The organism is Ramlibacter sp. P4_H7 (assembly GCF_056400765.1).
This window is the reverse complement of the sequence record NZ_JBFUKP010000032.1, coordinates 19,602-32,867: the sequence shown is the minus strand read 5'-3', so window position 1 is coordinate 32,867 and position 13,266 is coordinate 19,602. Positions and strand designations below refer to the sequence as shown.

15 protein-coding genes are annotated in these 13,266 nt (G+C 70.8%); 1 reads left to right on the top strand and 14 read right to left on the bottom strand.

Annotated features, from left to right (window positions below):
- From AC1DSA_RS25495 to AC1DSA_RS25450, 10 genes are all read right to left on the bottom strand, one after another.
- Positions 1-596 (bottom strand): PP2C family protein-serine/threonine phosphatase (locus AC1DSA_RS25495; protein ID WP_477893954.1); only part of this gene is annotated, 596 nt, incomplete at its 3' end.
- A 4-nt stretch (positions 597-600) separates the two neighbouring features.
- Positions 601-1,449, bottom strand: coding sequence for a formate/nitrite transporter family protein (locus tag AC1DSA_RS25490; RefSeq protein WP_477893952.1), 849 nt, complete (start codon positions 1,447-1,449; stop codon positions 601-603).
- 382 nt (positions 1,450-1,831) lie between these two features.
- Positions 1,832-2,506 (bottom strand): glutathione S-transferase family protein, encoded by a 675-nt coding sequence (locus tag AC1DSA_RS25485; RefSeq protein WP_477893950.1) that lies wholly within the window; start codon positions 2,504-2,506, stop codon positions 1,832-1,834.
- Positions 2,507-2,557: 51 nt separating this feature from the next.
- The gene (locus AC1DSA_RS25480) at positions 2,558-3,703 is read right to left on the bottom strand and encodes a CaiB/BaiF CoA transferase family protein (protein WP_477893948.1); all 1,146 of its coding nucleotides are present in this window, start codon (positions 3,701-3,703) and stop codon (positions 2,558-2,560) included.
- Positions 3,704-3,720: 17 nt separating this feature from the next.
- Complete coding sequence (locus AC1DSA_RS25475; protein WP_477893946.1) at positions 3,721-4,590, bottom strand: HpcH/HpaI aldolase/citrate lyase family protein; 870 nt, start codon at positions 4,588-4,590, stop codon at positions 3,721-3,723.
- Entirely contained in the window at positions 4,587-5,828 is a 1,242-nt protein-coding gene (locus AC1DSA_RS25470; protein WP_477893944.1) for an alpha-hydroxy acid oxidase, read from the bottom strand. Before AC1DSA_RS25470 ends, AC1DSA_RS25475 begins: the two co-directional genes overlap by 4 nt.
- A 10-nt stretch (positions 5,829-5,838) precedes the next feature.
- Entirely contained in the window at positions 5,839-6,810 is a 972-nt protein-coding gene (locus AC1DSA_RS25465) for a Bug family tripartite tricarboxylate transporter substrate binding protein (protein ID WP_477893942.1), read from the bottom strand.
- Between the two features lie 28 nt (positions 6,811-6,838).
- Positions 6,839-7,810, bottom strand: a complete 972-nt coding sequence (locus AC1DSA_RS25460; protein ID WP_477893940.1) for a Bug family tripartite tricarboxylate transporter substrate binding protein — start codon at positions 7,808-7,810, stop codon at positions 6,839-6,841.
- A gap of 26 nt (positions 7,811-7,836) precedes the next feature.
- Positions 7,837-8,532, bottom strand: coding sequence for an RraA family protein (locus tag AC1DSA_RS25455; RefSeq protein WP_477893938.1), 696 nt, complete (start codon positions 8,530-8,532; stop codon positions 7,837-7,839).
- A 1-nt stretch (position 8,533) separates the two neighbouring features.
- Positions 8,534-9,517, bottom strand: a complete 984-nt coding sequence (locus tag AC1DSA_RS25450; protein WP_477893936.1) for a hydroxyacid dehydrogenase — start codon at positions 9,515-9,517, stop codon at positions 8,534-8,536.
- A 75-nt stretch (positions 9,518-9,592) separates the two neighbouring features.
- On the opposite strand from AC1DSA_RS25450, the gene AC1DSA_RS25445 reads away from it, so the two are divergent.
- Entirely contained in the window at positions 9,593-10,504 is a 912-nt protein-coding gene (locus tag AC1DSA_RS25445; RefSeq protein ID WP_477893934.1) for a LysR family transcriptional regulator, read from the top strand.
- A gap of 39 nt (positions 10,505-10,543) precedes the next feature.
- Here the strand turns inward: AC1DSA_RS25445 and AC1DSA_RS25440 are convergent, their stop codons facing one another.
- The 4 genes from AC1DSA_RS25440 to AC1DSA_RS25425 form a co-directional block, all read right to left on the bottom strand.
- Positions 10,544-10,840, bottom strand: a complete 297-nt coding sequence (locus AC1DSA_RS25440; RefSeq protein WP_477893932.1) for a hypothetical protein — start codon at positions 10,838-10,840, stop codon at positions 10,544-10,546.
- A gap of 189 nt (positions 10,841-11,029) precedes the next feature.
- On the bottom strand, positions 11,030-11,776 hold the full coding sequence (locus AC1DSA_RS25435) for a 2OG-Fe(II) oxygenase (RefSeq protein ID WP_477893930.1): 747 nt from the start codon (positions 11,774-11,776) through the stop codon (positions 11,030-11,032).
- Positions 11,777-12,146: 370 nt separating this feature from the next.
- A complete protein-coding gene (locus AC1DSA_RS25430) occupies positions 12,147-12,503 on the bottom strand; it encodes a hypothetical protein (RefSeq protein ID WP_477893928.1) in 357 nt (118 codons plus the stop codon).
- Between the two features lie 121 nt (positions 12,504-12,624).
- Positions 12,625-13,209 carry a pyridoxamine 5'-phosphate oxidase family protein gene (locus AC1DSA_RS25425; protein WP_477893926.1) on the bottom strand — a complete coding sequence of 195 codons (585 nt, stop codon included), beginning with the start codon at positions 13,207-13,209 and terminating at the stop codon, positions 12,625-12,627.
- Positions 13,210-13,266: the final 57 nt, after the last annotated feature.

The following is a 13,266-nucleotide window of genomic DNA, read 5'->3' as shown; positions in this document are numbered from 1 at the left end:
GCCGGCCGCAGGACTTCGTGCACGCCGTCGGTGGTCAGCACGAAGGTGTCGCCTTCGGCCAGCGGCACGCTGCGGTAGTCGATCTCCACCTGGCCCGAGACGCCCAGCGCGCGGCCGAGGTAGCTGTGGCCGCCGCCCGCGTGGACGCGGTGGTCCGTGGTGAGCTGTTCCAGCGTGCTGCCCTGGAGCTGCCAGATCCGCGCGTCGCCGACGTGGAACAGGTGCGCCGTGCGCGAGCGCACCACCAGCGCGCTGAACGTGCAGACCCACCCGCGGTCCTTGTCCCAGCGGCCCGCGCCCTGCTGGGTCTGCGCGAACAGCCAGCTGTTGGTGGCGGCCAGCACGCGTTCGGCGGAGCGCTGGACCGACCACGCATCGGGCGTGCAGTAGTAGTCCTCCAGGAATCCGGAGACGGCGGCCTGGCTGGCCAGCTGGCTCACGTCACTGCTGCTGATGCCGTCGGCCAGCGCGATGGCGGCGCCCTTGGTGTGGAGCGACGCCCCGGCCGGGACGGTGGCGCCGCAGAAATCCTGGTTGGCGGGCTTGCGGCCGGCTTCGCAGTGCTGGCCGACCCGGACCTGCAGCGCGCCCGCCATCGGCTCAGGCGACGCGCTTGAGCGGGCCGTCGCCGTCGGCGGCGATGCTGGAGCGCTTGGGCGCGGTGCGCACGTGCGTGGCGTACAGCGTCAGGCCGGTGAAGGCCAGGCCGCCCACCAGGTTGCCCAGCACGGTGGGGATCTCGTTCCAGATCAGGTAGTCCAGGATGGTGAAGTGCGCGCCCAGCAGCAGGCCCGAGGGGAACAGGAACATGTTCACGATCGAGTGCTCGAAGACCATGTAGAAGAACAGCATGATGGGCATCCACATCGCGATCACCTTGCCGCTGACGTGCGTGGAGATCATCGCACCGACCACGCCGGCCGACACCATCCAGTTGCACAGCACGCCGCGCACGAACAGCGTCAGCATGCCGGCCGCGCCGAACTTCTGGTAGCCCAGCGTCCGGTTCTCGCCCACCACGCCGATGGCCTTGCCCACCGCGTTGGGCTCGGTGGAGAAGCCGTAGGTGACGTAGATCGCCATCATCAGGGCCACCGTGAAGGCGCCCGCGAAGTTGCCGCAGAACACCAGGCCCCAGTTGCGCAGCACGCCCTTCAGGGTAACGCCCGGGCGCTTGTCGATGAGGGCCAGCGGCGCCAGCACGAACACGCCGGTCAGCAGGTCGAAGCCGAACAGGTACAGCATGCAGAAGCCCACCGGGAACAGCACGGCGCCCAGCAGCGGCTGGCCGGTCTGCACGTTGATGGTGACGGCGAACCACGCGGCCAGGGCGAGGATGGCGCCGGCCATGTAGGCCCGCACCAGCGTGTCGCGCGTGGACATGAAGATCTTGGATTCGCCGGCGTCGACCATCTTGCTGACGAATTCGGAAGGGGCGAGGTAGGCCACTGGAAGCTCCTGGAAGGGGTTTTCTCGGAAATGCGGGGAGGTCGGATCGCTGCGCGCGCCCGATGGGGACGCGTGAGCGAAAGATCGCCGCCGGCCCGGTGTCCTGGATGCACGGCGCTGTGCATCGGAAGCGCACGGCGTTGTGCGCAGGCCGGCACCAAGTTCAGCTTCGGTGCCGGGGTTGGCCGGGGTCAGACAGGAGCAGAAGACGCAAGCACCGTGCCAGTGCCGTCAGGGGGGAATGCCATGTCCCGGTGCGCCGTCGGGGGTGGAACCGAAGTCTCTTGGTGCGCGCAGGGGATGCGCGCACCTTGCGGGTGCCCCGGGAACGTGCGCGAGCACGTGCCGCGCGATCGCGCGCGGGCGCCGCGCGGCGCCAGCTTCAGCCGCCCAGGATCTCGAAGGGGCCGCCCCGTTCCAGCGCCGCCTGGTAGGCCGGCCGCGCGTGCACGCGCCCGAGCCAGTCCATCAGTCGCGGCCGCCGCGCGTCCAGCCCGCCGCGCGCCTGCGCCGCTTCCAGCGGGAAACTCATTTGCACGTCGGCGGCGGTGAACGCCGGCCCGGCGAACCAGTCGCGGTCCTTCAGTTCCTGCTCCAGGAAGTCCAGGTGCGTGCGCAGGTTCGGCAGCACGAAGGCCTTGCGCACCTTGTCGGCGATGCCGCGCGCCACCGGCTTGACGAAGAACGGCATCGGCGCCGACTCCACCCGGTCGAAGACCAGCTTGAGCAGCAGCGGTGGCATCAGCGAGCCCTCCGCGTAGTGCATCCAGTAGCTGAAGCGCGTGCGTTCCGGCGTGCCGGCCAGCGGGGCCAGCCGTCCGGCCCCATACCGGTCGGCGAGGTACTCCAGGATGGCGCCGGACTCCGCCAGCGTCAGGTCGCCATCGCTGATCACCGGCGATTTGCCCAGCGGGTGCACCGCGCGCAGTTCCGGCGGGGCCAGCATCGTCTGCGGATCGCGTTCGTAGCGGCGGACCTCGTACGGAAGCTGCAGTTCCTCCAGCAGCCACAGCACGCGCTGCGAACGCGAGTTGTTCAGGTGGTGCACGACGATCATGGGCGCTCCCGGTTGGAGGAGCGCATGGTACGCCGCGGGCGTTGGCGCGCCTCAGCCCCCGCGCAGGCGATCGGCCTCGGCCCGGATCTGCTCGCCGTGCTGGTCGAGCGTGGGCGCGGCGAAGGCGGCGGGTCCCGGCGTGCGGTCGAACTTCCAGGCGCCGGCGAAGCCCCGGTAGCTGCCCACCGCGGGATGCTCGAAGCGAGTGACCAGCGCCTCGGCCTGCGCCTGCGGAAAATCGAACATGTCCTCGACCTCGCGCGCCGCCGCGCACGGCACCTCTTCGCCGAACAGCGCTTCCCATTCGAGCGCGCTGCGCGTCGCCAGCGCGGCATGCAGCCGCGGCACGATCTCCTGCGCGTGCTGCGCGCGCTTGCGCACGCTGTCGTAGCGCTCCACCATCAGTTCCGCCAGGCCGGTCTTCTCGCACAGCGCCTGCCAGAAATGCGGCGTGTTCGCGGAGATGTAGAGCCAGCCCTCGCGCGTGGGATGGATGCCGGTGATGCCGCCGGAGCGCATGTCGCGGCCCACCTCGCGCGGCTCGCCCTCGGCCCACACCAGGCGCGCCGACTGCATGGCGAGCGCCGAGCGCAGCAGCGACACGCCGACGTACTGGCCCTCGCCGCTCTTCTCGCGCTCGTACAGGGCGGCCGACACGCCGCCGGCCACCAGCGATGCGGCGTAGTAGTCCACGACCGAGCCATAGAGGATCTCGGGCGGGCCGCCGGACGGGCCCTGCATCGCCGCCATGCCGGTCATGGTCTGCAGCACCTGGTCGTAGCCCGCCTTGTCCTTCAGCGGGCCGGTCTCGCCATAGCCGGTGACGGCGCAGTACACCAGCCGCGGGTTCACCGCACACAGCTGCTCGTAGGCGATGCCCAGGCGCGCCGGCACCTCGGGGCGGAAGTTGTGCACCAGCACGTCGGCCGTGCGCACCAGGGCCAGCAGCCGCTCGCGGTCCTCGGGCTGCTTGAGGTCCAGCACCACGCCGCGCTTGCTGCGGTTGACGCCCAGGAAGGCGCGGCTTTCCGCCTCCAGCGTGGACGGGTACTTGCGCAGGTTGTCGCCGGCAGGCGGCTCGACCTTGAGGACCTCGCAGCCCAGGTCGGCCAGCAGCGCGCAGCCGTAGGGGCCCGCGATGTAGGCGCTGAGGTCGAGGACGCGGATGCCGGCAAGCGGTCCGGAAGTTCGGCTCATGGGGAATCTCCCTGGATTCAGGCTTCGGGCAGCAGCCCCAGGCGGTGCGCGGTCGCGACGATGCCGCGCGCGCGCAGCAGGAAAGGCCGGTCGATCATGCGGCCATCGACCAGGAAGGCGCCGACGCCCTGCGCGCCGGCCGCCTGCGCGGCCTGCACGACCCGCAGCGCGTGCGCGATCTCCTCGTCGCTGGGCCGGAAGGCCTCGTTGGCCAGAGCGACCTGGCTCGGGTGGATGCAGGTCTTGCCGGCAAAGCCCAGTCGGCGGGCCAGCTGCGCTTCGGCCAGGTAGCCCTCGCTGTCGCGCACATCAGCGAAGGCGCCGTCGTAGGCGTCCACGCCCGCTTCGCCCGCGGCCATGCGCACGGCGACCAGCACCTGCTGCACGGCAGCCGTCTCTCGCCGGGCGATGCCCAGCGGCTCGAACAGGTCGCCCAGCCCCACCTGCAGGCCCATCACGCGCGGGTCGGCGCCGGCGATGGCGGCGGCGTCGCGCAGCGCGCGCGGCGTCTCGATGTTCAGCAGCAGCCGCACTGGCTGTGCCACGCCATTGGCCCGCTCGGCGCGCGCGATGGCCTCGCTGGCCGCTCGCACGTCGTCGGCCGATTGCGGCTTGGGCAGGTTCAGCACATCCACTCCGGTCTGCACGATGGCCGCGAGGTCCGCCTCGAAGTGCGGCGTGTCCATGGCGTTGACGCGCACGATCACCAGCTTGCCGCCGGCCTGCGGGCTGGAGCGAAGCCAGTCGCGCACGAGGCCGCGGGCCTCGCCCTTGCGATCCTCGACGACGGCATCCTCCAGGTCGATGGAGATCGCGTCGGCGGCGCCGGCCAGCGCCTTGGAGAACAGTTCCGGCCGCGAGCCGGGGACGAACAGCTTGCTTCTCATGCCCCGCAGGATAGCGGTCCGCGGGCCGGGACGACACGGCCCTCGCGCACCTGTTCCAGCCACGAAATGCCCAGCAGCGCCATGTTGCGGTGGATCTCCTGCTGCAGCAGGCCAATGCCGTGGCGCACGCCGGCCTCGCCCGCGACCGCGGCGGCATAGAGGAACGGGCGGCCCACGAACACGAAGCGGGCGCCGAGCGCGATCGCCTTGAGCACGTCGCTGCCGCGGCGCACGCCGCTGTCCATCATCACCGGCAGCTCGGGCACTGCGGCCACCACCTGGGGCAGGGCGTGCAGCGGTGCCACCGCGCCATCGAGCTGGCGGCCGCCGTGGTTGGAGACGATCAGGCCGTCGGCGCCGCAATCGCGGGCCGATCGCGCATCGTCCGCGCTCAGGATGCCCTTGACCACCAGCTTGCCCGGCCAGCGCGCGCGGATCAGCCGCAGGTGCTCCCAGCCCAGGTGGTCGCGGGCGCCGAAGTCGCGCACCGCGTTGTGCGACAGGATGGGGGCGCCGCGCACCGCCTGCGAATTCTCGAAGTGCGGCATGCCGTGCGTGGCCAGCGTGCGCAAGGCGGTGCCGAGCAGCCAGCGCGGATGCGTGAGCCCTTGCCATGCCAGCGAAAGGCTGGGCCGCAGCGGGCTGGAGAAGCCCACGCGCACGTGGTTCTCGCGGTTGCCGGAGACGGCGGTGTCGGCCGTCACCACCAGCGTGCCGTAGCCCGCCCGCGTCACCCGGTCGATCAGCGCCTCGATGCGCGCCGGCTCGCCCGGCACGTAGGCCTGGAACCAGGCGTGCTCGTTGGCGCGGCGCACCTCTTCCAGCGGGATCAGGCCGGTGCCGCTGCACAGCATGGGGATGTTCGAGGCCGCAGCTGCGCGCGCCAGCGCGAGGTCGCCGCGGTAGGCGCTGAGCGCGCACATGCCCATGGGAGCGATGCCGAAAGGCGCATCCCAGGTGCGGCCGAACAGCATGGTGGCCTGCGAGCGCTGTGCCACGCCCTGCAGCACGCGCGTGACGAAGCCGTAGTCGGCGAAGGCGGCGCGGTTGCCGGCAAGGGAGGCATCGGTTTCGCAGCCGCCCGCCACGTAGCCGAAGACCGGCCGCGGCAGCACGCGCCGGGCGGCCGGCTCGAAGTCGTCGAGCGACAGGATGCCGCGCAGGCTGCGCGGCGTGCCGGGCGCCACGGTGCGCGAGCCGCCGCCGGTGGCGACAGCCTGGGCAGGGACCGCGCTCACTGCACGCCCCTCATTCGGGTTTGATGTCGGCGGCCTTGGCCACCTGCTTCCAGCGCTCGATCTCGGCGGCGATGAAGGCCTCGAACTCCGCCGGCTTCATCGATGCGGGCTCGGCGCCTTCCTTGAGGAAGAACTCCTTCATCTCGGCCGACAGGATGATCTTGTTGATCTCCGCATTGAGGCGGTCCACCACCGGCTGCGGCGTGCCCGCCGGCGCCAGCACGCCCCACCACAGCTCGCTGGCGCTGCCCTTGTAGCCGGACTGCTCCAGCGACGGCAGCTCGGGCGCCACCGGCGAACGGTGGGCCGAAGTCACGGCCAGCGCGCGCACGCGGCCACCCTTCACCTGCCCGAGGATGGAAGGCGCGCTGGCCACCAGCAGCTGGATCTGGCCGCCCAGCAAGTCGGTGGTGGCGGGACCCATGCCCTTGTACGGGACGTGCGTCAGCTTGATGCCGGCGGCATCGGAGAACAGCTCGGTGGCGAAGTGGTTGATGCTTCCGGCGCCCGAGGTGCCGTAGTTCAGCTTGCCCGGGTTCGCCTTCGCGGCCGCGACCAGGTCGCCGATCGTCTTGTACGGCGATTCGTTGGGCACCGTCACCAGCAGCGGGCCCTTGCCCAGCATCGCCACCGGCTTGAAGCTCTTGACCGCGTCGTACTGCAGGTTGGTGCGGATCGCCGCGCCCGTTGTGAAGGTGGAGGACAGCACGACCAGGTTGTAGCCGTCGGGCGGCGCCTTGGCGACGTAGGCGTTGGCGATCACGCCGCCACCCGCGGGCTTGTTGTCCACCACCACCGGCTGGCCCAGGGCCTCCGACAGCTTCTTGCCGATCGCGCGGGCGAAGGTGTCGTTGGAGCCGCCGGGCGCGCTGCCCACCACCAGCGTCACGGGCTTGGCCGGCCAGGCCGGCGCCTGGGCCGCACAGGCGAGCGGCAGGGCGAAAACGCAGCCGAGTGCCGCGCGCAAAACCAAAGTCTTCATCCATGTCTCCTTCGTCTTGGAACGGGCCTCACTCGATGCGGATGTTGGCCTCGCGGATCAGCGTACCCCACTTGGCGTGCTCGGCGCGGATGTGCGCGGCGAACTGCTGCGGCGTGCCGGGCGTGGGCTCGCTGCCTTCCTGCACCAGCTTGTCCTTCACGTCGGCACGCGCCAGGATCTTCACCGTCTCCGCGTTGATGCGTGCGACCGCGTCGGCCGGCATGCCGGCGGGACCGACCAGGCCCAGCCAGGTCGTCGCGTCGAAGCCGGCATAGCCTTGCTCCGCCACTGTGGGCACGTTGGGCAGGGCGCTGATGCGCCGCGCCGAACTCACGGCCAGCGCGCGGATCTTGCCGGCGGCCAGCTGGCCCATCACCGACACGGTGCTGCCGAAGTAGGTCTCCACCTGGCCGCCCAGAAGGTCGGTCATCGCCGGGCCCGCGCCCTTGTACGGCACCTGCAGCACCTGGATGCCGGCACGCCGCTCCAGCAGTTCGCCCGCCAGGTGGCCCACGGTGCCGTTGCCGGCCTGCGCGATGCCCATCTTGCCGGGCTTCGCCTTGGCGGCCTGCACGAAGTCGGCCAGCGTCCTGAAGGGCGAGTCCTGCCGCACGACCAGCACCACCGGCTGCTCGGCGACCGACACGATGGGCGTGAGGTCCTTCAGCGGATCGAAGGGCATCTTTGGGTAGAGCGAGGGATTGATGGCGAGGTTGGCGGCCTGGCCCATGCCGATGGTGTAGCCATCGGGCACGGCCTTCGCGACCGCGTCGAGCCCGATGTTGCCGCCGGCGCCCGGCTTGTTGTCGATGACGACGGTCCACCCGAGCAGCGTGCTGAGCTTCTCCGCGACCATGCGCGAGGCGGTGTCGGTGCCGCCGCCGGGCGGGAAGGGCACCACGAGGCGGATCGGGCGCGCGGGATAGGCGCCGCCTCCCTGCGCGAAGGCAGTGGCCGCGGAGGCCGCGAGGGCGGCGGCGAGGAAGTCGCGTCTTTGCATTCTTGTCTCCTTGGATGTTCTCGTCGTCAGACCGGGCAGCCCTTCTGGCGCAGCAGGGCTTTGAAGCGTTCGGGGTCCGGCGTGCCGGCGCGGTTGCCGGCACGGATTTTCTCCTCGCGCGCCGCGTGGGCCCGCACCTGGGGCAACAGCGTAGCGGCTTGCGCGGCCGGGATGCACACCACGCCGTCGGCATCGCCGAGGATCAGGTCGCCCGGCGCGACGCTCAGGCCGGCGCAGGCGATGGGCACGTTCACCTCGCCCGGGCCATCCTTGCTGGGGCCGCGGTGCGTGTGGCCGCGGGCGTAGACGGCGATGCCGCCCTCGGCCCATTCGGCGAGGTCGCGTACCGCGCCGTCCACCACGAAGCCCGCGATGCCGCGGGCCTGCGCCGTGGTGCGCATCAGGCCGCCGATGAGGGCTTGCGTGAGGTCGCCGGCGCCGTCGATCACGATCACGTCGCCCGGCTGGGCCATCTGCAGGGCCACGTGGATCATCAGGTTGTCGCCCGGGCGCACGCGCACCGTGAGGGCCGGGCCGCAGAGCGCCAGGCGCAGGTCGCCGTGGTACGCATGAAGGCCCAGCGCGCCGACGCCGCGGCCCATGCAATCGCTGGCGTGGGCGGCGGGCACGCCGCGGAAGGCGGCGACGAGTTCGGGATCGATGGGGGTGGCGCGCGGGTTCACGGCATAGCCCGCGGGCCAGGTGGCGTTGTTGCTGCTCATGTCAGGTGGGGGTGGTGGCGAAAACTTCGGGATTGACGCAGCTGCGCGCATCGGGCGGCTGGCCTTGCAGGAAACCGAGCACGTTGCGAGCGGCGCCTTCGGCCATCGCATCGAGCGCGGCGGTCGTGGAGCCGCCCACGTGCGGCGTGAGGACGACAGTGGGCAGTTGCGTGAGCGGGTGGCCCGCCGGCAGCGGTTCGATGGCCATGGTGTCGAGCCCGGCGCCGGCCAGGCGGCCGTCGCGCAGCCGGGCGATCAGCTCGGGCTCGTCCACCACCTCACCGCGGGCGGTGTTCACCAGCAGCGCGCCACGTGGCAGCAGTTCGAGCGCGCGGGCACCGATCAGGCCGCGCGTCTTCTTCGTGAGCGGCACGTGCAGGCTCAGCACGTCGCTCACCGGCAGCAATGCCTCCAGGGTGGAATGCAGCTGTACGCCGGGCACGGGCGACGGACCTTGCAGCATGGGATCGTGCGCATGCACCTCCATGCCGAGCGCCTGCGCCACGCGCGCCACGCGCTGGCCCACCTGCCCGAAGCCGAGCAGGCCCAGGCGCCGGCCCGCGAGCTGCAGGCCGTCCTGCGCGCGGGTCCAGCGGCCGGCGCGCAGCTCGTGGTCCAGGTGCGCGATGCGGCGGGCGGCGGCCAGCATCAGGCCGAGAGTGAGTTCCGCCACCGATTGCGCATTGGCGCCCGGTGTCACGTACACGGGCACGCCGCGGCGGGTGGCGGCGTCCACCGCGATGTTGCTCACGCCGATGCCGTGCTTGGAGATCACCTTCAGGCTGGGGCAGGCCGCGATGGCCGCGGCCGAAAGCTGCGCGGTGCGCGAGATCACGGCGTCGAAGCGCTTGGCGGCCATCAGCCGTTCCACTTCGGCCGCGTCGTCCGCGTCACGCAGGAAGGTGAGGGTGCAGCCCTGCTGCTGCAGCAGGGCCAGGCCGGCGGGCGCCAGTTGGGGCGCGGTCACGAACACTTCGAACGTCATGGCGGCGGATTCTGGGAGCCGCGACTCATTCCGTCCATTCGATAATGGGTATCGAATCATCACTTTCGCGAATCGATGGACCTGCACCTGCGCGACCTGCGCTTCTTCGAGACCGTGGCGGAACTGGGGCACCTGGGGCGCGCCGCCGAACAGGTGGGCCGCTCGCAGCCGGCCCTGACCAAGTGCATCCAGCGGCTGGAGCAGGTGATCGGCAGCCCGCTGTTCGAGCGCGCCGGCCGCGGCATCCGGCTCACGCCCGTGGGCGAGGTGTTGCTGGCCCGCTGCCGGCTGCTGCGCTCGGCCAGCGACGAGGTGGTGCGCGAGGTGCGCGATTTCGCGCAGGGCTCCGCCGGCCAGGTCGTGCTGGGCAGCGGACCGATCGCGGCGGAGCACCTGGTGCCCGAGTTGTGCCGGGCGGTGCTGGCCGATGCGCCGCGCGTGAAGATCGACGTGGTGGTTGGCCCCAGCTACGAGCTGCGCGCGCAGCTGCGCCAGGGCAAGCTGGACCTGCTGGTGGGCCTGGCGGTCGACAGCGACCCCGAGCTGGTGTCGCATCCGCTGGTGGAGGACGTGGTGGTGGTCGCGGCCGACCGCTCCCATCCGATCTTTCGGCGCCAGCGGGTGCAGATGCCCGCGCTGCTGGAGTACGGCTGGGCGCTGCCCAGTGCGCACATCCCCAGCCGCCAGTGGCTGGACCTCGCGTTCAGCGCGCGCGGCCTGCCCGCGCCCGACGTGAAGCTGGAAAGCGGCTCGATCGCGCTGCTGCCGCGGATGGTGGCGCGCACGGAATTGCTCACGTTCGTGTCGCGCCACTCGCTCGCGCTGAAGCGCGGCGCGGCGTTGCGCGAGGTCAAGCTCCAGGCCACGACGCTGCGGCGCAGCCTGGGCGTGACGCACCGACGCGCGGGCTACCTGTCGCCGGCCGCGCAGCGGGTGCTGAAGCTGTTGAAGCAGAAGGGGAAGAGCTTGTTCGCCGTCGCAGGCTGAGTCGACTCGCAGCGGCGTGCGCGCAGCGAGCCTCCACGCTCAAGGTGCGAGCGACAACAGGCGAGCGCAGGAGATGACCGGTCCGTCCGCATCCTCTTGCGCACAGCGCAACGAGGGCTCGGACGCGCTTCCGGCGATGCCGATCTCGGCATCCTCCGGGATGTGCATGGGGGCGACCGGTGGCGCATTGCTGACGCGGATCTGGCCATTCGGCGCCATGCTGATGCCGCCGCCGAGGTCGAGCTGTGCCTCGTCCACGAAGATGGGTCCGACCACCAGGATCGCTCCATAGAAGAGCACGGTGGCGAAGAGCAGGGTCTTGTCGGTGTCGAGCACGGTGGTCCCCCTCGTTGGAGCGCTGGCTCGCGTGCACCCGCCGAGCTCTGGGCTCCAGATTCCTCCACTGACCTTCTGAAGAAACAGTTTGCGCAAGATGCATCCGCCGTGCAATCACGCAGAGGCGCTACACGGAAGAGCAGTGCACGGATGAGCGCACCCAGGGCGGGAGGCCGAGCGCGAACTCCTTCAAGCCGCGTCGTGGAAGATCAGCCCGAGCGTGCTGCGCGTTCCGCCGTGGATGCGGCTCACCCCGTGCCGCATGGTCACGCGATAGGTGCCCCGCGTGCCCGGCACGGGCCGGTGCCGGACCGCGAACACCGCCGCATCGCCCTGGCGCAGCGGCACGACCCGTGGTCGCGACTGCATGCGCGGCCTTTGCTCCGTGAGCACGAGCTCGCCACCCTCGAAGTCCGTCCCCGGCCGTGACAGCAGGACCACGACCTGCAGGGGGAAGACGTGCTCACCGTACAGGTCCTGGTGCAGGCAGTTGAAGTCGCCCGCCCCATAGCGAAGCAGCAGCGGCGTTGCGCGGTCCTGTCCCGCGGCATGGCAGCGTGCCAGGTACCCGGCATGCGACGCTGGAAACCGCGGCTCCAGTCCGAGCGATGCATGCCATCGGTTGGCCGTCGCAACCAGCCGGCCGTAGAGCGCGGTGCGCAGCTGCGCGACGACGCCGGGCAACGGGTAGTCGAAGTACTGGTATTCGCCGCGACCGAAACCATGGCGCGCCATCACGACCCGGCTGCGGAAGGTCGACTCGCCTCCGGACTCGTACAGCGCTGCGAGTTCGGTGCACGCGGTGTGCGCGAGCAGCGCGGGCAGCACCGCGACGCCCTCGTCGTCGAGGCCGGTCTCGACGCTTCGCCAGTCATAGCCGGCAACGCGGTCGTGCGATGCACGCACGGGACTCTGTTCGGGGTGCAAAGCGGCCATGGAAGGAAGATAAGGCGGCAAGTCCATGTGGTCTGGCCGGATCCGGACACATGGTGCGTGCGTGCCCATCCCGCCAACCGGCCGTTCGCGTGCGCGAATGCATGGCGCTTTGGAGCCAATGCGCCGACCAGCTTGATCAGAAAGTAGTGAGTTTGCGAGCGCGCACGCTGGCTATGCACGCCACCGGCACGAACAGCTCATTGGCACGGCGACGGGCGTCGCGAACAATCGAGTTCCCCGTAGCGCACCGGGCGCATGCGAGAGGGCCGTGCGCAGTTGGCTCGATCGCCCAATACCCGCGAGGGCCCTCAGTTTCGCGAGGCGCGATCTCCCGTTCCCTGGAGATCGGCGTCCGCAGCAACTGGGGGCCTCAGCGATTCAGGAACAGCAGCGCGTAGCCCACCACGGCGATCGCGGCGTGGACCAGCACGATGGCTTTCGGCAGGGGCAGCTTCCGGTCGTGGTAGGCGAGGTTGAGAAACACGCCACCCAGCGCCGCGAGCACCAGCAGCGCGATGCCGCCCCAGACCATCGTTCCCACGCCGGCGGTGAAGGCGGCGTACAGCAGCAGCGTCAAGCCGCTGCCCGCCAGCAGGCCGTGCAGCATGGCGAGCCACGAAGGCGGCCGGTCGTGACCGCTGAAGCGCAGCGCCGCCATCGCGATGCCGCCTGCGGCGGTGACGCCCAGCAGGATGACCGCCGTTTTCAACAGGGCCGCTGGATCCATCGTCCACACTCCTTGGGATGCCTCCGCACCGAGGCCGGCAGTCTACGTGCCAGGGCCGTGCTGGCGAGTAGGACTCGTTCGACATCCCGCGTTCCCCCGACGGGTGTCGTCGAGGAGCGCCCTAGCGTCGCCGTGGCGGAACCACGCCGGCGAAGATCTCGAAGCTCTTCCAACGGGGCTCGAGAGGGGGCCCAGCCGCCTTGGGCAGGTAGGGCGACGCCTGCAACTGCTGCAGGTTCGGGATGTAGCGGGGACAGTTGGGGAAGATCGCCTCGGGCGTCACCTGGACCAGCAGCTGTGCGCCCGGGACGGCCGCCATGGCGGGGTCGTCGCGCACGATCCGCGCGCGCCCGTTCACCCGCAGGCGCTTGGGCGCGTCCCCCATGGCGATGAACAGCAATCCCACATGCGGGTTGGCGGCGATGTTGCCCAGGCTCTTGAACATGCCGTTGCCATCGTAGTCAGGAAACACCAGCAGATCGGGCGCCGCCACGCGCACAAAGCCCGCGGGGCCGCCCTTGAACGAACAATCCGGCCGGCCCTGCGCATCCGCCGTGGCCAGGAAGAAGAAGTCGACGCCCTGGATGAAGGCGGCGTCGTCCTCGTTGAACCGTTCGCGCTTGAGCTTTTCTTCCAGCCGGTCGGCGAGCGCACGGCTGCCGAAGTCGTCCTGGAGCGCGCGGTTGCCGTCGTGGTACATGCTCATGGTGGCCTCCACGCGGCCAGAATACTTCAACCCACCGGCCGCGGCCACGGACGGCGC